Annotated in this window: 23 protein-coding genes, 1 tRNA gene, 1 pseudogene and 1 riboswitch; of the genes and pseudogenes, 11 read left to right on the forward strand and 14 right to left on the reverse strand. The window is 59.8% G+C overall.

Going from position 1 to position 20199, the window contains the following annotated elements; translation table 11 throughout:
* Positions 1–9: 9 nt before the first annotated feature.
* From dxs to ACR0B5_RS16600, 6 genes are all read right to left on the reverse strand, one after another.
* Complete coding sequence (dxs, locus tag ACR0B5_RS16575) at positions 10–1938, reverse strand: 1-deoxy-D-xylulose-5-phosphate synthase (protein ID WP_480541920.1); 1929 nt, start codon at positions 1936–1938, stop codon at positions 10–12.
* Positions 1939–1954: 16 nt separating this feature from the next.
* Complete coding sequence (locus ACR0B5_RS16580; protein WP_480541922.1) at positions 1955–2821, reverse strand: polyprenyl synthetase family protein; 867 nt, start codon at positions 2819–2821, stop codon at positions 1955–1957.
* Positions 2822–3064: an exodeoxyribonuclease VII small subunit gene (locus ACR0B5_RS16585; RefSeq protein WP_170484940.1), complete on the reverse strand. Its 243-nt coding sequence runs from the start codon at positions 3062–3064 to the stop codon at positions 2822–2824.
* Complete coding sequence (locus ACR0B5_RS16590; protein WP_480541924.1) at positions 3061–3987, reverse strand: histone deacetylase family protein; 927 nt, start codon at positions 3985–3987, stop codon at positions 3061–3063. Before ACR0B5_RS16590 ends, ACR0B5_RS16585 begins: the two co-directional genes overlap by 4 nt.
* 69 nt (positions 3988–4056) lie before the next feature.
* Complete coding sequence (locus ACR0B5_RS16595) at positions 4057–4758, reverse strand: response regulator (protein WP_170379735.1); 702 nt, start codon at positions 4756–4758, stop codon at positions 4057–4059.
* Positions 4755–5267, reverse strand: a complete 513-nt coding sequence (locus ACR0B5_RS16600) for a MarR family transcriptional regulator (protein ID WP_170459388.1) — start codon at positions 5265–5267, stop codon at positions 4755–4757. Before ACR0B5_RS16600 ends, ACR0B5_RS16595 begins: the two co-directional genes overlap by 4 nt.
* A gap of 159 nt (positions 5268–5426) precedes the next feature.
* On the opposite strand from ACR0B5_RS16600, the gene ACR0B5_RS16605 reads away from it, so the two are divergent.
* From ACR0B5_RS16605 to ACR0B5_RS16620, 4 genes are all read left to right on the forward strand, one after another.
* Positions 5427–6293 carry a branched-chain amino acid aminotransferase gene (locus tag ACR0B5_RS16605; protein WP_170494362.1) on the forward strand — a complete coding sequence of 289 codons (867 nt, stop codon included), beginning with the start codon at positions 5427–5429 and terminating at the stop codon, positions 6291–6293.
* 111 nt (positions 6294–6404) lie between these two features.
* Positions 6405–7355, forward strand: coding sequence for an AraC family transcriptional regulator (locus tag ACR0B5_RS16610; protein ID WP_480541926.1), 951 nt, complete (start codon positions 6405–6407; stop codon positions 7353–7355).
* A 111-nt stretch (positions 7356–7466) separates the two neighbouring features.
* Positions 7467–7832, forward strand: coding sequence for an SPW repeat domain-containing protein (locus ACR0B5_RS16615; protein WP_480541928.1), 366 nt, complete (start codon positions 7467–7469; stop codon positions 7830–7832).
* A 251-nt stretch (positions 7833–8083) separates the two neighbouring features.
* Positions 8084–8272, forward strand: a complete 189-nt coding sequence (locus tag ACR0B5_RS16620) for a hypothetical protein (RefSeq protein WP_209251694.1) — start codon at positions 8084–8086, stop codon at positions 8270–8272.
* Here ACR0B5_RS16620 and cobO read toward each other — a convergent pair.
* The 5 genes from cobO to ACR0B5_RS16645 all read right to left on the reverse strand — a co-directional run bounded on the left by cobO (position 8266) and on the right by ACR0B5_RS16645 (position 12237).
* Positions 8266–8865: a cob(I)yrinic acid a,c-diamide adenosyltransferase gene (gene cobO, locus ACR0B5_RS16625; RefSeq protein WP_480541930.1), complete on the reverse strand. Its 600-nt coding sequence runs from the start codon at positions 8863–8865 to the stop codon at positions 8266–8268. The two genes, ACR0B5_RS16620 and cobO, sit on opposite strands and share 7 nt — an antisense overlap.
* A 56-nt stretch (positions 8866–8921) precedes the next feature.
* Positions 8922–9857 (reverse strand): DMT family transporter, encoded by a 936-nt coding sequence (locus ACR0B5_RS16630; protein WP_480541932.1) that lies wholly within the window; start codon positions 9855–9857, stop codon positions 8922–8924.
* Positions 9858–9911: 54 nt separating this feature from the next.
* The gene (locus ACR0B5_RS16635) at positions 9912–10574 is read right to left on the reverse strand and encodes an HD domain-containing protein (protein WP_480541934.1); all 663 of its coding nucleotides are present in this window, start codon (positions 10572–10574) and stop codon (positions 9912–9914) included.
* Entirely contained in the window at positions 10558–11658 is a 1101-nt protein-coding gene (aroC, locus tag ACR0B5_RS16640) for a chorismate synthase (protein WP_170472822.1), read from the reverse strand. The genes ACR0B5_RS16635 and aroC overlap by 17 nt, the downstream gene beginning before the upstream one ends.
* 141 nt (positions 11659–11799) lie before the next feature.
* Positions 11800–12237, reverse strand: a complete 438-nt coding sequence (locus tag ACR0B5_RS16645; RefSeq protein ID WP_480541936.1) for a 6,7-dimethyl-8-ribityllumazine synthase — start codon at positions 12235–12237, stop codon at positions 11800–11802.
* A 75-nt stretch (positions 12238–12312) separates the two neighbouring features.
* A riboswitch (FMN riboswitch) is annotated at positions 12313–12467 on the reverse strand.
* Between the two features lie 54 nt (positions 12468–12521).
* On the opposite strand from ACR0B5_RS16645, the gene ACR0B5_RS16650 reads away from it, so the two are divergent.
* Positions 12522–13151: an FMN-binding negative transcriptional regulator gene (locus ACR0B5_RS16650; RefSeq protein WP_480541938.1), complete on the forward strand. Its 630-nt coding sequence runs from the start codon at positions 12522–12524 to the stop codon at positions 13149–13151.
* A gap of 56 nt (positions 13152–13207) precedes the next feature.
* The gene (locus tag ACR0B5_RS16655) at positions 13208–13816 is read left to right on the forward strand and encodes a glutathione S-transferase (protein ID WP_480541940.1); all 609 of its coding nucleotides are present in this window, start codon (positions 13208–13210) and stop codon (positions 13814–13816) included.
* A gap of 3 nt (positions 13817–13819) precedes the next feature.
* Here ACR0B5_RS16655 and ACR0B5_RS16660 read toward each other — a convergent pair whose 3' ends face one another.
* A complete protein-coding gene (locus tag ACR0B5_RS16660; protein ID WP_480541942.1) occupies positions 13820–14263 on the reverse strand; it encodes a cytochrome C in 444 nt (147 codons plus the stop codon).
* A 153-nt stretch (positions 14264–14416) separates the two neighbouring features.
* Between ACR0B5_RS16660 and ACR0B5_RS16665 the strand changes: the two are divergent.
* The 4 genes and pseudogenes from ACR0B5_RS16665 to ACR0B5_RS16680 all read left to right on the forward strand — a co-directional run.
* Positions 14417–14515 (forward strand): annotated as a pseudogene (locus ACR0B5_RS16665) (hypothetical protein); the annotation flags it as partial.
* A gap of 210 nt (positions 14516–14725) precedes the next feature.
* Positions 14726–15310, forward strand: coding sequence for a ubiquinol-cytochrome c reductase iron-sulfur subunit (petA, locus tag ACR0B5_RS16670; protein ID WP_170379708.1), 585 nt, complete (start codon positions 14726–14728; stop codon positions 15308–15310).
* A gap of 14 nt (positions 15311–15324) precedes the next feature.
* A complete protein-coding gene (gene petB / locus ACR0B5_RS16675) occupies positions 15325–16656 on the forward strand; it encodes a cytochrome b (RefSeq protein WP_170379706.1) in 1332 nt (443 codons plus the stop codon).
* A 17-nt stretch (positions 16657–16673) separates the two neighbouring features.
* Complete coding sequence (locus ACR0B5_RS16680; protein ID WP_170644066.1) at positions 16674–17462, forward strand: cytochrome c1; 789 nt, start codon at positions 16674–16676, stop codon at positions 17460–17462.
* A 140-nt stretch (positions 17463–17602) separates the two neighbouring features.
* Here ACR0B5_RS16680 and mtaB read toward each other — a convergent pair whose 3' ends face one another.
* Together mtaB and dapF are read right to left on the reverse strand one after the other, a co-directional pair.
* Positions 17603–18859, reverse strand: a complete 1257-nt coding sequence (gene mtaB / locus ACR0B5_RS16685) for a tRNA (N(6)-L-threonylcarbamoyladenosine(37)-C(2))-methylthiotransferase MtaB (RefSeq protein ID WP_480541945.1) — start codon at positions 18857–18859, stop codon at positions 17603–17605.
* On the reverse strand, positions 18856–19698 hold the full coding sequence (dapF, locus tag ACR0B5_RS16690) for a diaminopimelate epimerase (protein ID WP_480541947.1): 843 nt from the start codon (positions 19696–19698) through the stop codon (positions 18856–18858). Before dapF ends, mtaB begins: the two co-directional genes overlap by 4 nt.
* Positions 19699–19910: 212 nt before the next feature.
* Here dapF and ACR0B5_RS16695 point away from each other — a divergent pair.
* Positions 19911–19986, forward strand: a tRNA-Lys gene (locus ACR0B5_RS16695).
* Positions 19987–20199 lie beyond the last annotated feature (213 nt).

Genomic DNA, 20199 nt, shown 5'->3' on the forward strand with positions numbered 1-20199 from the left:
AACCCCCGCTCAGGCGCGTTTTTCGCCGATGGAGGCCACGTCCAGTACTTCCAGCACCTTGGCCTCGATCTGTTCGGCATTCATGCCCGCCACCGCATACATATCCGCCGGGCTGGCCTGATCAATGAAGATGTCGGGCAGGACCATCGAGCGGTATTTGAAGCCACGATCAAACACGCCTTCGTCGGCCAACAGCTGCGCGACGTGGCTGCCGAAGCCGCCCACGGCGCCTTCTTCGATGGTGATCAGCGCCTCGTGGTTTTCGACCAGATCGAGGATCAGATCGCGGTCCAGCGGCTTGGCAAAGCGCGCGTCCGCAATGGTCGGAGTGATGCCGCGTGCCGATAGCGCCTCGGCTGCTTTCTGCACCTCGGCCAAACGGGTGCCGAAGGATAACAAAGCCACGCGCGCGCCTTTCTGAAGCAACCGGCCTTTGCCGATTTCAAGAACCTCGCCGCGTTCGGGGAGGTCAACGCCAACGCCCTCACCTCGGGGATAGCGGAACGCAATCGGGCCGTCATCATGGGCTGCGGCGGTGGCCACCATATTCATCAGCTCAGCCTCATCTGCGGCGGCCATGACGACCATGCCGGGCAGGTTGGCCAAATAGGCAATGTCGAACGACCCGGCATGGGTGGCCCCATCCGCGCCAACAAGCCCGGCCCGGTCGATGGCAAAGCGCACGGGCAGGCGTTGGATCGCCACGTCATGCACAACCTGATCATAGCCGCGCTGCAGGAATGTCGAATACATCGCGCAGAAGGGTTTCATCCCGCCTGCAGCCAGCGCGGCACAGAAGGTCACGCCATGCTGCTCGGCAATCGCCACATCAAAACAGCGAGAGGGGTAGCGTTCCGCGAACAGGTTCAGCCCGGTACCATCGGGCATGGCGGCAGTGACGGCAACGATCTTGTCATCCCGTGCAGCCTCTTCCACCAACGTTTTGCCAAAGACCGAGGTATAGGACGGCGCGTTTGAGGGCGCTTTCTTCTGTTCCCCCGTGACCACATCGAACTTGGCGGTTGCGTGGCCCTTGTCGCGGGCCTGCTCGGCCGGGGCATAGCCTTTGCCCTTTTTGGTCAGCACATGAATCAGGATCGGCCCCGTCGCCCGTGCCTTGACGGTGTGCAGAACCGGCAGCAACTGGTCCATGTCATGCCCATCAATCGGGCCTAGGTAAGAGAACCCGAGCTCTTCGAACAAGGTCCCGCCAACGGCCATTCCTTTGAGCATCTCTTTCGCGCGTTTGGCCCCTTCGCGGAACGGCTCGGGCAGCAGAGAGACCGCGCCCTTGGCGGCAGCCTTCAGCTCGTGAAACGGTTCCTCGGCGTAAATGCGCGACAGGTAGGTCGACAGCGCCCCGACGGGCGGCGCGATGCTCATCTCATTGTCGTTCAGGATCACGATCAGGCGCTTTCGCAGGTGTCCTGCGTTGTTCATCGCCTCAAACGCCATGCCCGCAGACATTGAGCCATCACCGATCACCGCAATCGCATCGCCCAGCCCTTCGGGCGTCACACCGCCCAGATCGCGCGCCACGGCAAAGCCCAACGCGGCACTGATCGAGGTGCTGGAATGCGCCGCGCCAAACGGGTCATAGGGGCTTTCGCTGCGTTTGGTGAAGCCGCTGAGGCCATCCTTCATGCGCAAGGTGCGAATACGGTCGCGGCGCTCGGTTAGGATCTTGTGCGGATAGCACTGATGCCCGACATCCCAGATAATCTTGTCGCGCGGTGTGTCGAAGACTGCATGCAACGCCGTCGTCAGCTCAACCACACCAAGGCCTGCACCCAGATGCCCGCCGGTGACCGACACGGCCGAGATCGTCTCGGCCCGCAATTCCTGCGCCACCTGATGTAGTTGAGCGTCCGAGAACTGCTTCAGATCCGCAGGGCGGTTTACAAGGTCCAGCAGTGGCGTATTCGGACGGTCAGACATTTGGCGCGTTCCTGGCTTAGCTGTCCCGGGCAATAACGAAGCGAGCAGCGTCCTTCAAGGTTTCAGCCTTGGCCCCATACCCATCCAGCGCGGCGCAGGCCTCGCCTACCAGCTCGGCTGCACGGGTCTTGGCTGCATCCAATCCCAGAACCGAAACAAAGGTTGCTTTGCCTGCATCCGCGTCTTTCTGCAGCCGTTTGCCTGCCTTTTCGGCATCGCCCTCGATATCCAAGATGTCATCGGCGATTTGAAAAGCAAGCCCAAGGGCTTGGGCATATTGGCGCAACGGGGTCGGATCGGCCTGCGCCAACCGAGCGCCCGCGCAGGCGGACCACTCGATCAACGCCCCCGTCTTGCCTGCTTGCAGCCGTGTGATTTCGTCCAGCGACAGCGGGGCAGAGGCCGTTTCAGCCGCAATATCCAGTGCCTGCCCCAGAACCATGCCCTGCGCCCCACTTGCCTTGGCCAGAGTCATCGCCAGTTCGGCGCGAATCTCGGGCTTGCCAACTTCGGGCCGCGTGCAAAGCTCAAACGCAAGGGTCTGCAAGGCATCCCCGGCCAGAACGGCGGTGCCTTCGTCCCATTTCACGTGAACCGTTGGGCGCCCGCGTCGCAGGTCATCGTCATCCATACAGGGCAGGTCATCATGGACCAGGGAATAGGCGTGCAAAGCCTCAATGGCTGTCGCGGGCCAGATTGCCTGAGCGGCCTCAACGCCATGCAGGCGCGCGCTTTCCAGAACCAGAAACCCACGCAGACGCTTTCCGCCTTCGGTGGCGTAGGCCATGGCCCGCGTCACATCCAGATCGTCAAGCGCCCCCAGAACCATATCAAAATGGCTCTGAATCCGCGCCGCATCCTGCGCCAGCCTGTCGCGAAACATTTACTGACCTTCGACTGGAGTCGTCCCGGTTGGCTGCCCGCTGGCGTCCAGCGTGATGGCGGCGACCTTCTCTTCGGCACGCTTCAACTCATCTTCGCAGCGCTTTTTCAAAGCCGCGCCGCGTTCATAGAGCGCAATCGACTGATCCAGCGCCACGTCACCGCGTTCCAGCTGGCCCACTACAGCCTCAAGCTCTTTCATCGCTTGTTCAAACGTCATCTGCTCAACGGGGGTATCGGTCATCGTGCTGCCTTCATCAGTTCTTCCACATGGGCGCGTGTCGCCTCGGCCAATGCGTTCAGATCATACCCGCCTTCCAAAGTCGAGACGATACGGCCCTCACAAACCTCATCGGCGATCTTGCACAGTTCCTCAGTGATCCAGGCGAAATCGCCCGTGGACCAGTTCAGATTGGCCAATGGATCATCCTGATGGGCATCAAACCCAGCCGAGATAATGATCAGCTCGGGCTTGAAGGCTTTCAGGCGCGGAAAGGCCTGCGCCTCATAGGCTGCGCGCATCTCGGCCCCACCGCTTGCGGGTGGCAGGGGGATGTTCAAAACCGTGTCATAGGCTCCGGTTTCATCGGGGCGACCGGAGCCAGGCCACAGGGGCATCTGCTGGCTGGTGATCACGAGCGCGCGTTTTTCGTCCCATAACAGGTCCTGCGTGCCATTGCCGTGATGCACATCGAAATCCACAACCGCGACACGGGCCAGCTCGTGATGATCTAGCGCATGTTTGGCACCCAAAGCGGCATTGCCGAATAGGCAAAACCCCATCGCCTTTTCGGTCTCAGCGTGATGCCCCGGAGGCCTAATGGCGCAAAACGCATTCGGGACCTCGCCAGACAGCACCAGATCCACCGCCCGAACAACGGCCCCAGCGCCGCGATACGCGGCGTCGACCGAGCCCGGAGACATAAAGGTATCCCCATCAATCTGTGTATACCCTTCTGCAGGCCGCGCGGCCCGGATATCACCGATATAGTCTTCGGGATGAACCCGCAGCAAATCATCATCCGCCGCCATCGGAGCGGTCCTGCGGTCCAGATCCAAAGCCTCCAGCGCGTGCAGAATATGCTCCAGCCGCGCCACCCGCTCGGGGTGGCCATCCGGGGTCACATGGTCCAGACAATCTGCATGGGTCAACAAAGCCGTCTTCATCGGGATCCTCTCTTCATCTGGCTAAAAGTATCCTCGCCGAAGGCATAAAATCGCCGCGCAGCGGCCCGGTCAATCCGGTGCCAGCATATACCCTGCTCCGCGAACGGTTTGCAGGTATCGAGGCTGCTTGGGGTCCTGTTCGATCTTGCGGCGCAACCGCGTGATCTGCACGTCGACGGCCCGCTCCTGCGCCTGCCCCTTATCGCGTCCCAGATCCTCAACCAGTTTTGCCCGGCTGATCGGCTCCCCCGGTTTGGCCGAGAAGATCTTCATCAACTGGCTTTCAGTTGCGGTCAGACGCACCGGGTCCTCACCCTGCCACATCTCTCCTCGTTCGATATCATAGCGGATCGGGCCAAGGGTCAGGATTTTCGCCGCTGCATCCTGGGCCGGAGCTTCGGGCATCCGCCGCAGAATAGCATTGATGCGCAACAACAGCTCTTTCGGCTCAAACGGTTTGGCCAGATAGTCATCCGCCCCGGCCTCAAGCCCGGCAATCCGATGCTCGGTTTCGCCGCGCGCCGTTAGCAAAAGGATCGGCGTGCTGTGGGTCTCGCGCAGCGCTTTGGTCAGGCTCACACCATCCTCGCCGGGCATCATCACATCCAGAACGATCATGTCGAAGTCCAGCCCGGACAGTACACGCCGCGCATGCGCCGCGTCCCGCGCCGCGGTCACCAGAAACCCGTTCCGCATCAGAAACTTCTTCAGCAGGTCGCGAATGCGCTCGTCATCATCGACGATCAGCAGGTGGGCATCCATATCGCTCATGAGGTCGTATCCCGCAACTTCTTGTAAGCATGACGCATATCAGCATCCATCATTGCTTCAAGTACTTTGCGGAACCCGGCCACGGCCTCGGGCCCCGCATCCTTGTAAGCAGCCCGCATCCGCGCGCGCTGGGCGTCTGACAATGTCGCCTCAAGCGCGCGGCCTTTTTCCGTCAGAAACAGATGCCGTTCGCGCTTGTCGACGGTCCCAACGCGGCTTTCGACCATACCGTCTTCGATCAGCGTCCGCAGCACCCGGTTCAGGGATTGTTTGGTCACGCCCAGAATGGCCAGCAGGTTGTTGACCGTCGTGCCGGGGGCGCGGTTGATGAAGTGGATCGCCCGGTGATGCGCCCGCCCATAAGACATGTCCGACAGGATACGATCCGGATCCGCCGTGAACCCCCGATAGGCGAAAAACATCGCCTCAATCCCCTGCCGCAACTGCTCATCGGTTAGGAATAACAGGCTTTCGCCCCCATAAATCGGGGCGGGGCGGATTTCGGACATATCATGCCTCATGCGTTACTCGATCTACAGTTTAAGTCAGCCTTATTGACATTCCAAGGGCAGACAGGTATCGAATCGCAGTTTTTGCGCAAGATTGTGTCCGCTCCGGTCCTAACTAGCGCAACATTCGCAAATTCAACCCGGTTCAGGAGGTTTCGCATGGCGGGGTATGATGATCGTGATGGCACCATCTGGTTGGATGGCAAGCTGGTCCCATGGCGCGAGGCCAATGTCCACATCCTTACACATGCGATGCACTACGCCTCGTCCGTGTTCGAGGGCGAGCGCGCTTATAACGGCAAGATCTTCAAAAGCCGGGAACATTCCGAACGTCTGATCGCCTCGGCCGAGGCGTTGGATATGCCGATGCCCTACGATGTGGATCAGATCGAGGCCGCCAAGGAAGAGGCCCTGAAAGCCAGCGGCCTACAGGACGCTTATGTCCGCGCGCTGGTCTGGCGTGGTTCGGGCGAGGATATGGGCGTGGCCTCGGCCAAGAACCCCGTGCGGATGGCTGTCGCCGTCTGGCCGTGGGGAGCTTACTACGGCGACGCCAAGATGCAGGGCGCCAAGCTGGACATCGCGGAATGGAAGCGCCCTAGCCCCGAGACCATTCCGGTTCACGCCAAAGCGGCGGGCCTCTACATGATCTGCACGATCTCCAAGCACAAGGCCGAGGCCAAGGGCTGCTCGGATGCGTTGTTCATGGACTGGCGCGGCTATGTGGCCGAGGCCACCGGGGCCAACGTCTTCTTCGTCAAGGATGGTGAGGTCCACACACCGCTGGCGGATTGCTTCCTGAACGGCATCACCCGCCAGACCGTGATCCAGATGCTGAAAGACAAAGGCATCACCGTGCATGAGCGCCGCATCAAGCCCGAGGAAATGGCTGATTTCGAGCAATGCTGGCTGACCGGTACGGCGGCCGAGGTTACTCCGGTCGGGCAAATCGGCGACTACACCTTTGAGGTTGGCGATCTGACCCGCGAAATCGCGGAAGATTACGAGAAACTCGTCCGCTCCTGATAAGACCTGAAACCCCCGCTTCGGCGGGGGTTTTTGTTGCAGATCGTGCAGAGTGTTTTGCAGATCGTTCAACAGCATGGACCTTGGCGCGCTGCGCTGTATCTTTGGCCTATGTTGGACCTACTCAGCGATATCCTCACCCGCCTGTCCCTGCGTGGTACGTTCTATTTCCGAACCTCCTTTACCCCGCCTTTCGGGATTCAGGTGCCCGGCTTTGAAAACGTGGCCCGGTTTCATTTCGTCCAACGCGGAGAGCTGAAGGTCCACATCCCGGCAACTGGCGAGACCGTGCGCCTGAAACAGGGCGACCTGATCGTGATCCCGCATGGCGCGCAACATGCGCTGCTGTGCAATGAGGTCAGGCCGTTTGACGCTCTGCCGTTAGAGCAAGTCCTCGACATCGCGGGCTATACCGGTGAAGGCGTTCTGGTCTATGGCGGCGGGGATGAGGAACGCGACACCCAACTGATCTGTGGGCATTTTTCCTTCACGGGACAGGCTGGCCGGAATGGCACCGGTCATATGCTGATCGACCGGCTGCCGCCCTACATCCTGATCCAGAACTACGGACAAGAAGCGGGATCGTGGATTGAGGCCACCCTGCGCATGATCGGCTCAGAAGTGTCCGGCGCGCGGATTGGCGGTGACCTGATTGCCCTGAAACTGTCCGAAGTGCTGTTTGCACAAGCGATCCGGGCCTATCTGGAACATCAAAGCCCCGGCGATGACGCCCTGGCCGGATTTGCCGACCCGCGGATCTCGCGCGCTTTAACCGCGTTCCACCAAGCCCCCGCGCAAGAGTGGAGCGTGGCCAGCCTTGCCAATGAGGCCGCGATGTCGCGCACGGCCTTTGCTCAGCTCTTTGCCGAGAAGATGGGAACCACCCCGATGCAATATCTGACGGACTGGAGGATGCAGATCGCCTGCCACGGTCTGACCGAGGGGCGTTGGAACGTGGCCGATGCCGCAGCCGAGGCCGGATATGCGTCTGAGGCGGCGTTTTCGCGGGTGTTCAAGAAACAGGTCGGAGTGTCCCCCGCCGCTTATCGCGAGATGCACTGATCCACCGATACTTCTGAACGATCTGCAATGTTTTGAAAACGATCTGGGCTGCTACGCTCCAAGCGCCGTTCCTATTCTTGATCTGTCCCTGATTGAGGAAAGGAAATCCAAATGTCCCTCCGTTTTGTTACCCGCAATATTCACGCCTATCTCGACTATCCTGTTGCCGTTGCGCTGATGGTGCTGCCTTTTGTGCTTGGTCTGGGCCAATCCAACCCGCTGGCACTGTGGCTGTCCGTTGTTACCGGCATTGCCGCTTTCGTCCTGACGGTGCTCACTGACCATCACCTGGGGATTTGGCGGGTGCTACCTTACAAGCTGCATCTGGCCGTGGATCTGGCCGTTGGAGTGACCTTCCTGTTGGTCCCCAGCTTGCTCGGCTTTTCGGGAATCGACGCGCTGTTCTACTGGCTGAACGGGGCCGCTGTAGTCGCTGTGATCTCGCTCAGCGCGCCTGAACAGACCGCAGCGGCCTGAATCCAACCTGTCTCCCACTGCTCAAAGTCGCGCTGTTCTGCGCGGCTTTTTCCTTTTTTAGGCTCTGTTTTTTGGGAAAAACAGTCTCGCTGGCTTGCCCGGTCGTTTTCCCTTGTAAAAACCAACAAAAACAGTCAGAAAAAATCAACGCCAGATGAACCGATCAAGCACATGGTTCCGGGGCGGTCTGTGGGCTCAGCAAGTTCAGTCGTGATGGCCTGCCACCGTTCCGGGAACGACCGAGGGCACCGATGCGTACCAGATTTGAAGAGCTACTATCCGACCCGTGTTGCGCGTCCTGCGATTGCGACGCGCTGGCCTCGGATGTCGAGGCCTATCTGGATCGCAAAACCTGCGACGCAGAAAAATGCCGAGAGCTGAACCAACAGCCCTCGGACGATGTTGTCAGAGAAACACCCAAAAGGGCGCGCGATCAGTAGTCCACGCCACGCTGGGCTTTGATCCCGGCTTGGAACGGGTGCTTTTCTTCGGTCATCTCGGTGACCAGATCGGCATAGTCCCGCAGCTCTTGCGGTGCGTCGCGGCCCGTCAGGAATACGCTGGTCTTGTCAGAGCGGCCGTTCAGCCCCTCGATCACACGTTCAACCGACAGGTATTCATAGCGCAGCGCGATGTTGATCTCATCCAGTACGACCAAATCGTAGTCTCCGCTGGCCATCAGGTCGCAAGCCTTGTCGAACGCGGCTGTGGCGGCGGCGATGTCGCGCTCCCGATCCTGAGTGTCCCAAGTAAAGCCTTCGCCCATCGTGTGCCACGTCACCAGATCGCGTTCTTCGAAAAAACGCCGCTCGCCGGTTTTCCATTTGCCCTTGATGAACTGTACGACGGCCACCTTCTGACCCCAGCCAAGCGCACGGATGACCACTCCAAAAGCGGCCGAGGATTTGCCCTTGCCCTTGCCGGTATTGATCAGCACCAGACCGCGGTCGGGGTCGACCGCTTCGGACACTTTCTTGCGGTGCTTGGCCTGCACCTCTTGCATCTTTTCCTTGTGGTCTTGTGCGTCACTCATGCGGAGCCCTCATTGATTGTTGCGCTCAAACTAAGCGAAGTTAGCAAAAGGTAAAGTCACGGTTTGTGGTCGGTCAGAGACCGCGCCTTGCCGCGCTCCAACCCCAGCTGATGTTCGCGCCAAACCACGACCACATTGCCCGCGATCACCAGTGCCGCACCCAGCAAGATCGCCAGCGTCGGCAGCTCATCGAACCAGAAATAGCTGATCGCAATGGCGAACAGCATGGTGGTGTAGTCATAAGGCGCCAGCATCGATGCCTGACCAAACCGATAGGACGAGGTCACAAGGATCTGCGCAACCCCACCGATCAGACCCACAACGACCAATAACAGAGCCTGATCCAGTGTCGGCATGGTCCAACCCCAAAACACGGTCAGCGATGAAAGCAGCGTTGCCGTGATCGAGAAATAGAACACGATGGCGGCGGGGTGGTCGACCTTGACCAATTGCCGGATATGGATTTGCACAAAGGCCCGCGCGATGGTCGCGGCCAGAACGCAAAGGGCGCCAATCGTTGCCGCCACCTCCATCTCGGTGCTGCCAAGCCGGGGCCAGAGCATGATCAGAACCCCCACCAGCCCTAGCATCACCGCACCGATGCGGATCATGCGAATGCGCTCACCCAACAGCAATGCGGCCAGGACGAGAGTGAAAATCGGGGTCGCGTAGCCTATGGCGGTGACCTCGGGCAGAGGCAGCAGGCTGAGGCCGGTAAAGGTCAGGCCCATCGCGCTGGTGCCCAGAACGCCGCGCCAGAAATGACCCATAGGTTTCTTCACGACAAAACCCTGCGACAGCTCCCCTCGCCAAATCAGCCAGGCGATGATGACGGGAATCGCCAGGAGAGACCGGAAAAATACCAGCTCACCCGGTGGAAAATCTTCGGACAACGCTTTGACCAAGGCCGACATCGAGGTGAACAGCATCAAGGCGGTCAATTTCAGGCCCACAGCAAGAGCGGGGCGGTGCGATGTCAAGGATTGTGCCATTGGCCGGGAACCTGCGCTTTTGGCGCGGAAAGATCAACGACGGGATTGTACCAATCAGGGGGAATTCCAGGCGTCGGGGACAGGGTGGCCGATTTCATCCGCGAAGGCCCTGAGGAATTCAAGCATCTGCGCCCGGCGTTCTTGCGCCAGAGCATGGCCCGCCTCGGTCAGCATATCGTCGGGCAGGCTCAGCAGTTTCACTTTCCAGTGGTCGATTGAGAAATTCAGATCGTCCAGAGCGCGCGCCTTGGCAAAAGGATCCTCGGGGTCGTAGAGATCCCGGCCCAACGCACCCGCGACCGCAAAAGTGCGCGCGATACCGATGGCCCCCAGCGCATCGAGCCGGTCCGCATCTCGCAGGATGCGGGCTTCGGATGTGCGGGGTGGAATGTTGGCCGAGAAGCTGTGCGTCTCGATCGCGTGTTGGGTGGCTTGGATTTGCGCGTCAGAAAAGCCCAATTCCTTTAGAATAGACTCTGATTCCTGAGCGGATTGGCGAGAGGCCAGGTGGCGGTTCGGGTCGTTCTTTGGCAGGTTGATCAGATCATGCAGATAGCTGGCGGCCAGCAGCACGGCCATGTCCGCCTTATCGTCTGCAATCGCTTGCGCGTTTCGCCAGACACGGTCCAGATGGGCCAGATCATGTGCGGGATCGGTTTGCATACGCTGCGCGACGATGCCGCGCAGGCGTGTGCGCAGATCAGCCAATATGTCCACGGTTCTCGCCAATCTGGCCTCGGTGCAGCAGCAGATGGTCAAGGATCACGCAGGCCATCATTGCCTCCCCCACAGGCACAGCGCGGATACCGACGCAAGGGTCGTGGCGGCCTTTGGTAATGATCTCGGTTTCCTCACCGGATTTGGTGATCGTCTTGCGCGTGGTCAGAATTGACGAAGTCGGTTTGACGGCAAAGCGCACCACGACATCCTGCCCCGTGGAGATCCCGCCAAGGATGCCACCGGCGTGGTTCGAGCTGTATTGCGGGCCGTTCTGGCCCATGAAAATCTCATCCGCGTTGGCCTCACCGGTCAGTTCAGCGGCGGCCATGCCTTCGCCGATCTCGACGCCTTTAACAGCGTTGATCGACATCATCGCGGCGGCGAGATCAGTGTCTAACTTGGCATAAATCGGCGCGCCGATCCCGGCGGGGACGCCGCGCGCCACCACTTCGACCACCGCACCGACCGAATTGCCGGACTTGCGCAGACCGTCCAGATAGTCAGCCCAATTCTCGGCGGCCTTGGCGTCTGGCGTCCAGAACGGATTCTGTTCGATCTGCGACCAGTCAAAATTGCCGCGGTCGATCCTATGCGGGCCGATTTGGGTCATATAGCCGGTGATCTGCACATTGGGCGCGATCTGTTTGATCGCTTCGCGCGCCAGCCCTCCCGCCGCGACGCGCGATGCGGTTTCGCGCGCCGAGCTGCGCCCTCCGCCGCGATAGTCGCGGATGCCGTATTTCTGCCAGTAGGTGATATCGGCATGTCCCGGGCGGAACTTTTCCATGATATCACCGTAGTCTTTCGAGCGCTGGTCGGTGTTTTCGATCATCAGCTGAACGGGCGTGCCGGTGGTCTGGCCTTCGAACACGCCGGACAGGATTTTGACCTGATCAGGTTCGCGCCGCTGGGTGGTGAACTTGTTCTGCCCCGGTTTGCGCTTGTCCAGCCAGTGCTGGATCATCGCCTCGTCGATTTGCACGCCGGGGGGGCAGCCGTCGACCGTCGCGCCCAAAGCGGGCCCGTGGCTTTCGCCCCAGGTGGTGACGCGGAAGAGGTGTCCAAAGCTGTTCATCGACATGGGGCGGGCTCCTTTGCGGGGTTGTGATTAGCGGGGAGAGCCTTTGGCCTCAAGTGGATTTGCGTTTGAAATGGGGAGAGGGGGCTCTGCCCCCGCCGCGCAAGCGCGCCTCCCCCGAGGTATTTTCAAACAGAAGAAGGATCAGGCTGCCTTGATCGCCTGGCGGGTTTTCGTGATGTTGAGGGCGGCGTTGGCGGCCTCACGCCCTTTTTGCACGAAGTGGTCGCGGTAGATGGCGTTGTGGTGGTCGGTTTCCTGATATTGGTGTGGAGTGAGCGAGACCGACAGGACCGGGACGCCTGTGTCGAGGCTTGCGCGCATCAGGCCATCAACCACGGCCTGGGCCACGAAATCGTGACGGTAGATGCCTCCATCAACCACGAAGGCAGCGCAGGCGACGGCTGCGTATTGACCGGTTTGGGCCAAATCACGCGCGATCAGGGGCATTTCAAACGCGCCGGGGACGTCGAGCACGTCAACCTGATCGGCTGGGATGAGCTCCAGAAACCCCTCAAGCGCGCGATCGACGATATCGGAATGCCAGTTGGCTTTGACAAAAGCATAGCGGGTGTGTGTCATCAGGATCTCCTTAGTAAAACAGACACTTCACCCAAGGCGATCACGAGCAGACACGCCGTTTCACCGACGCATCTGGCACGTTCTCTTTCATCCGGACTTTAACCGTCGGCTCTGGCCTCTCACCAGATCTGCTGACACCTCTCCGTAAACACGGTGAGGCCGCTCGCGGGCTTGCGGGTCAACGCCCGCATACCGCCGGTGGGGAATTTCACCCCGCCCTGAGAACGAGGCGGACCTTGCATAGATTGGGCCTCCTCTGCAAGAGATTTGGCAGGAGGAATCTCATGCACCCGAATCCCGCATTTCGCGCTGAGGAGATCAGCCAACATATCGCCTTTGCTCGCGAACGCGCCTTTGGCGTCTTGGCCGTGTCGACGGATGCCGCGCCATTGATCAGCCACGTGCCGTTTCTGCTGTCCGAGGATGGCTCGGTGGCTGAGCTACATCTTGTCCGGTCGAATCCGATTGTTCGGCTGCTGAAGGCACCGCAGGCAGCCCGGATCGCGGTTTCTGGACCGGATAGCTATGTGTCGCCCGATTGGTATGAGGTGAGCGATCAGGTGCCGACATGGAACTATGTCGCCGTTCACCTAACCGGCTTTCTGGAATTGCGCCCGGCGGAGGAGATGCCAAACCTGCTGGACCGGCAGTCGGCGTTTTTCGAAGACCGGTTGCGCCCGAAGCTGCCCTGGCACAGCAGCAAGATGGAGGGCGACGCGCTGGAGCGGATGATGCGGATGATTCTGCCCTGCCGGATGCGGGTCGAGGACATTCAGGGCACGTGGAAGCTTAACCAGAACAAGCCCGATGACGTTCGGATGCGGGCGGCGGAGCAGGTCGGGAGTTTTGGAATCGGCTCGGAGGTGCAGGCCCTACAGGCGTTGATGCGCGCTGTAGAGCTCTCGGGGAAATGACGGCTTTTGTTTTCCGTACCCTGTTGTAAGGTCGGCCCAAACAAAGGAGTGCGCGCATGAAACTCTATCACAGTCTGACTTCGCCCTATGTCCGTAAGGTTATGGTTTTGTTGCATGAAACAGAACAGCTAGAGGATGTTGAGTTGGAAACGGTGGCAGGTACACCTTTAACCCCGGCAGGGCCCTTAATCGGAAAGGCTCCTTTGACCAAGGTTCCGGCGCTGGAGCGGCCCGACGGCCCGACCCTATTCGACAGTCGCGTGATCTGCGCCTTTCTGGATGACCGCGCCGGGGGGCGGTTTTATCCCGAGGGTGCGCGGCGCTGGGATGTTCTGACGCTTGAGGCACTGGCAGATGGCGTTCTGGATGCCGCGCTTCTGATGACCTATGAAAGCCGGCTGCGTCCCGAAGACAAGCAATGGGATGAATGGGTAGACTCGCAATGGGTCAAGGTTGAGCGCGCCTGTGCCGTCCTGAACCAGCGCTGGATGGCGCATCTGTCGGGTCCGCTGGACATGGGGCAAGTGGCCGTTGGCTGTGCGCTGGGCTATCTGGATCTGCGTCATGATGCGCGAGGCTGGCGCAAGGGCAATGATGCCCTCGCAACCTGGTTTGCCGAGTTTGACGCGCGTCCGAGCATGGTCGCCACGCGCCCTGTGACGTAAACCTTACTGGCTGAACGTCGCCAGATAGGCGGCGATGTCGTCCGCGCCTTTCTTGAGCTTCACGCTCATATTGGGGCGGGCGGTATCGTCCTGCAGGAACTCTTTGATGAACCCGATCGGGTCTTCGGAGTATGCGGCGATGTTTTCCTCGGTCCAGACCAGACCTGCGTCACCGGCGCGGATCATGTCGTCGGTGAACATGCCGATGGGTAGGCGTTCGCTGCCATAGCGATAGTCGTTCTCGGATCCGGCGGTGCGGCCCACAACCCCGTATAGGTTGGGGCCTGTGATGCCGCCTTTGACCAGAACCTCGCCATCCTTGATGATCGCGTGGCAGGCCGAGCAGCGGTTGTAGAGTTTTTCGCCTTTGGCGGGGTCTCCGGCCGCGGTGGCTTGGGTCGAAATAGAAATCGTTAACAGAGCGGCGGCCAAGTGGGTCTTTGACATGGGGTGTCTCCTGATCGGCGTTCGCGCGAAACCGGGCATCAGGTATTCGCGCAATAAGTGCAACAGGAAACAGGCCCGTTCGCGGTGCTAAAAATCGTCTATTTCAGGCATATGATTTGTTGCTGAACAAACCCGGTTTCGTATGTCGGATTTTTCAGGTTTTCGCACCAATGCGACCCGCTTGTGCTGTCGGCCCAGGTTCGCTGGTCCCGGTCAGATTGGGGTCACAGGGCGCGAATCAAGCGGGGCTGATTCGACGCTTCGTTGAAACATGAGGACGAGAAACATCAAAAAGACTGCCCCGCGCGATGATAAATTACGCAGATGCGGCGTATTGCGCATTCAACACCGCTGGACGAATACTATTCTGCTCGGTAGAGAATTCCGCTAAGACCCGGCATCCGTGCCGGGTTCCAGCTATTGGCCCGTTCGCACGGGCGCTAGACAATCGGAGAAAACCTCGTGTCCCACGTAGAAGACCACGAAGGCACCCGCAGAGATTTCCTGTACTACGTCGCGGGCGGCGCAGGGGTCGTAGCGACCGGTGCTGCGGTATGGCCTATGATCAATCAGATGAACCCGTCGGCGGATGTGCAGGCTCTGTCCTCGATCCGTACGGATGTAAGCGGGGTTGAGCCGGGTACACAGCTGACGGTCAAGTGGCTGGGTAAACCGGTCTTCATCCGTCACCGCACCGGCGCTGAAATCGCCGAAGCGCAGCAGCAGGACGAAGAAGCGGTAGGTAACCTGCCAGACCCGCTGGCCCGGAACTTCAACATCAACGCAGATGCACCTGCGACCGACGCTAACCGCGTCATGCCATCGCCCGAAGGCGAGGCAGAGGGCGCGTGGATCGTTCAGATGGGCGTTTGTACCCACCTGGGCTGCGTGCCTCTGGGTGATGCAGGCGACTTTGGCGGCTGGTTCTGCCCCTGCCACGGCTCGCACTACGATCTGGCAGGCCGGATCCGCAAAGGCCCCGCGCCTGAGAACCTGCCGATCCCACCGGTCGAGTGGGTCGACGCTTCAACCATTAAACTCGGCTAAGGGAGACCCAACTTATGTCCGGCATTCCCCACGATCACTACGAGCCGAAGTCAAACGGCGAAAAGTGGCTGCATAGCCGCCTGCCTATCGTCGGCCTGATGTACGACACCCTGATGATTCCCACACCCAAGAACCTGAACTGGATGTGGATCTGGGGCATCGTTCTGGCCTTCTGCCTGGTGCTGCAAATCGTTACCGGCATCATGCTGGTTATGCACTACACGCCGCATGTCGATCTGGCCTTTGCCAGCGTCGAACACATCATGCGTAACGTGAATGGTGGCTATTTCATCCGCTATCTGCACATGAACGGCGCGTCGCTGTTCTTTGTTGCGGTATATATTCACATGTTCCGTGGTCTTTACTACGGCTCCTACAAAGCCCCGCGTGAGATCACGTGGATCATCGGTATGCTGATCTACCTGATGATGATGGGCACAGCCTTCATGGGCTACGTTCTGCCCTGGGGTCAGATGTCCTTCTGGGGTGCGACCGTGATCACCGGCCTGTTTGGCGCGATCCCGTTTGTGGGTGATGCGCTGCAGACATGGCTGCTGGGTGGACCCGCAGTGGATAACGCCACGCTGAACCGCTTCTTCTCGCTGCACTATCTGTTGCCGTTCATCATTGCGGCGCTGGTTATCGTGCATATCTGGGCCTTCCACACCACCGGCAACAACAACCCCACGGGTGTTGAGGTACGTCGCGGTTCGAAAGCCGAGGCCGAAAAAGACACGCTGCCCTTCTGGCCGTATTTCGTGATCAAGGATCTGTTCGCTCTGGCGGTCATCCTGGTCGTGTTCTGGGCCATCGTGGGCTTCATGCCGAACTATCTGGGTCACCCCGATAACTATATCGAAGCCAACCCGCTTGTGACGCCTGCACATATCGTGCCCGAATGGTACTTCCTGCCGTTCTACGCGATCCTGCGCGCCTTCACCGGTGAGGTCTGGGTTGTTCAGTTCGCCAGCTTCATCACCGGCGGCATCATTGATGCGAAATTCTTCGGTGTTCTGGCGATGTTCGGTGCGATCCTGGCCATGGCGCTGGCGCCTTGGCTGGACACCTCGACCGTGCGTTCGGGTCGGTATCGTCCGATGTTCAAATGGTGGTTCTACCTGCTGATCATCGACTTTTTTGCCCTGATGTGGCTGGGTGCGATGCCCGCGGAAGAGCCCTACGCGACCTTCTCGCTGATCGCGTCCGCGTACTGGTTTGCCTATTTCCTCGTAATCCTGCCGCTGCTTGGCGTGATCGAGAAACCTCTGGCCCCGCCTGAGACCATCGAAGAAGACTTCAACGCGCATTATGGCAAGGCTGACGCCGACGCCACGCCGGCCGAGTAAGAAGAGGGACCGGAAACATGTTCAAGAAACTTGCAATCGGCGCTGCGTTTGCCCTGGCTCTAACCCCTGCCGCCTCTTTTGCGGCAGGCGACTATGACACTCATATCGAGGATTTCGACTTCTCGTTTGAGGGTCCGTTTGGAACTTGGGATCAGAACCAGCTGCAACGCGGACTTCAGGTCTATACCGAAGTCTGCGCGGCCTGCCACGGCCTGCAATACGTTCCTCTGCGCGATCTGGAAGCGCTGGGTTACAGTGAAGAGCAGGTGATCACTTACGCGGCGGACAATTTCGAGGTTTTCGATCCGGAGTTGGACGATTTCCGCCCGGCAATCCCGACCGACCACTTCCCGGCGAACAACGGAGTTGGCGCGCCGGACCTGAGCCTGATGGCAAAAGCCCGCGCGGGCTTCCACGGCCCCTATGGTCTGGGCATCAACCAGCTGGTCAAAGGCATGGGCGGCGCGGAATACATCGCCTCTCTGCTGGACGGCTACACTGGTGAGGAGAAGGAAGAGGCAGGCACGATCCTTTACGAAAACAAGGCCTTCCCTGGAGGCTGGATTTCGATGGGCCCGCCGCTGTCCGAAGATCAGGTTGAATTCGCCGATGGCCACGCGGCCACTGTCGAAGCCATGTCCGAAGACGTCGCAGCCTTCCTGATGTGGGCTGCGGAGCCCAAGCTGACGGACCGCAAGAACGCTGGTTTTGTCGGCGTGATCTTCCTGACCGTCCTGTCGGTGCTGCTATATCTGGTCAACAAGCGCCTGTGGGCACCGCACAAAGGCAAGCTGCGCGAGCAGTGAAGCTTTTGAGCTTTTGAAACTGAAAACCCTCGCGCCTATCCGGTTGCGGGGGTTTTTCTTTTTCAGGTGGCAGAGGGGCCAGCCCCTCTTGGCCTGCGGCCAATTCACCCCGAGGTATTTTTGGCCAGATGAAGAAAGGATCAGGCTTGAAGCTGGGTTGCTGTTTGTCCGGTGATCGTCGCGGTGATGATCTGGCCTTCGGGATGGGGGGTGTCGAAACTAACCTCGGTGAATTGTTCAGTGCGGCCCATATGCGGGTTTTCCATCAGGATGTGATGGGTTTGGCCGATCTGGGCTGAGAGGTGTTTGGCGACCTGCGCCTCTCCGGCTTTGCGCAGGCGGGCGGCGCGGTCCTTGATGATCTTGCCGTTGACCTGCTGCGGGATGCGCGCCGCTGGCGTGCCTTCGCGTTTGGAGTAGGGGAAAACGTGCAGCCAGGTCAGGTTGCACTCCGTGACCAGTTTTAGGGAGTTTGCGAAATGCGCCTCGGTTTCCGTGGGGAAGCCAGCGATGATGTCGGCGCCAAAGGTCATGTCGGGGCGCAGGCTGCGCGCCTCTTCGGAGAAACGGATGGCGTCATCGCGCAGGTGGCGGCGTTTCATCCGCTTCAGGATCAGGTCGTCGCCATGCTGCAGAGACAGGTGCAGATGCGGCATCAGTCGAGGCTCGGTCGCGATGGCCTGCATTAGGTTTTCGTCCACCTCAATCGAGTCGATCGAACTGATGCGCAGGCGCGGCAGATCGGGCACGAGTTTCAGAATGCGCATGACCAGATCGCCCAGTTTGGGCTGTGCAGGCAGGTCAGCGCCCCATGAGGTCAGATCAACGCCGGTCAGGACGACCTCGTTATAGCCTTTGTCGACCAGCCGTTTGATCTGATCCACGACCACGCCAGCCGGCACGCTGCGTGAGTTCCCGCGGCCATAGGGGATGATGCAGAAGGTGCAGCGATGATCACAGCCGTTCTGGACCTGCACATAGGCGCGTGAGCGGGTGCCGAACCCGTCAATCAGGTGCCCTGCCGTTTCGGTGACCGACATGATGTCATCGACTTGAACGGTTTCGGTTTCGCCGATGAAATCAGCCGCCATGCCTTTCCAGGTGTCGGGCTGCATCTTCTCGGTATTGCCGATCACCGCATCAACTTCGTCCATGGCCGAGAAGGTCTGCGGTTCCGTCTGCGCAGCGCATCCGGTTACGATCAGGCGCGCGTTGGGGTTTTCGCGGCGCAGCTTGCGAATCTCTTGTCGGGCCTTGCGAACCGCCTCGGCTGTAACGGCGCAGGTGTTCACGATCACCGCATCTTGCAGACCCGCTTGCTGAGACAGCTCTTTCATCGCCTCCGTCTCATAGGCGTTCAGGCGACAGCCCAGAGTGGTGAATTTCGGGGCGCTCATCCCAGTGACCTCAGAAATTCCGGGGTCAGAGTGCCCGAGAAAACATGGCAGGTCGGCCCGATCATCCAGACGCCATCATCGCGCCAGTCGATCCAGATTGTGCCGCCGTCCAGCTCGATCTGCACTTTGCGCCCCGTCAGACCGCGCCGGGCCGCAGCAACGGCCGTGGCACAGGACGAAGACCCTGAGGCCAGCGTGATGCCCACACCACGCTCCCAGACGCGCATACGGATGTGGTCCGGTCCGATCACCTGCGCCACCTGCACATTGGTGCGTTCGGGGTAGAGGGGATGGTGTTCGTACCGCGCGCCGAACTCGGCCAGGGGAATCGCTTCGGCGTCGTCCACGAAAAACGTGCAATGGGGGTTGCCCATGCCTGTTGCCGAGGGCGCGCCCTCAATCGGCAGTTCCAGCGTTTCCATCTCTTCGGCCAGCGGGATGTCCTGCCAGTCCAGCTGGGGCTGCCCCATATTGACCGAGGTCAGGCCGTTGCCTGCATCCTGCGCGTATAACGTGCCGCGTTCGGTCGTCAGGGTCAGGTTTGTTTTGCCGCTCTCTTTCATCAGGAAACGGGCGATACACCGTGTGGCGTTCCCGCAAGCGGCCGAGGTCGACCCGTCCGCGTTGTAGAACACGAGATGCGCGTCAGCCGCTCCGTTTTCGATCACGGCCAACTGATCGAATCCCACACCAAACTGCCGGTGTCCGATTCCTTTTGCCAATGCAGCCCTGATCGGCGTCGCCTGCGCGCGCGCGTCGACAATAACGAAGTCATTGCCCAGCCCGTGCATCTTCATGAAGGGCAAACCGGTATCGAGTCTCTGTTGCATGGCGGGCATATAACGTTGGTCCTGCGATGAATCCACCCTGCGGTGACGATTCCTGAAAAAAGGGCTTGACCCCCCTGCGCCACCTGCCTAATTAGGCCGCCTATCGGGTCGCCGGAAACACTGATTACTCTGGCGAAACGAGGTGCAAAATAAGGACTTGAACCCGGTCGGGAAAATGCCTTAAAGAGCGCCACGGATCGAAAAGATCCAGACAAAAGAGTGGGCCGTTAGCTCAGTTGGTAGAGCAACTGACTTTTAATCAGTGGGTCGCAGGTTCGAATCCTGCACGGCTCACCACTTTTTTCAGAACGATCGAAGGAATGGATGATAGTGCTTTTAGTCTAGGACGGGAGGCTAGCACCCAAGCGAAACATTTGTGCGTCAATACCAGGTTTTTGAGGATCGGCTTTAACTCAAGCAAAACGGAAGGCGCCCGAGGTGGCGGTGCCCGTCAGTAGCACCACCTTTGGTTGCTTGCGAGAATTTCACTTATATTCAAACGTGTTAATT

This window comes from Ruegeria sp. AG1 (assembly GCF_056541705.1).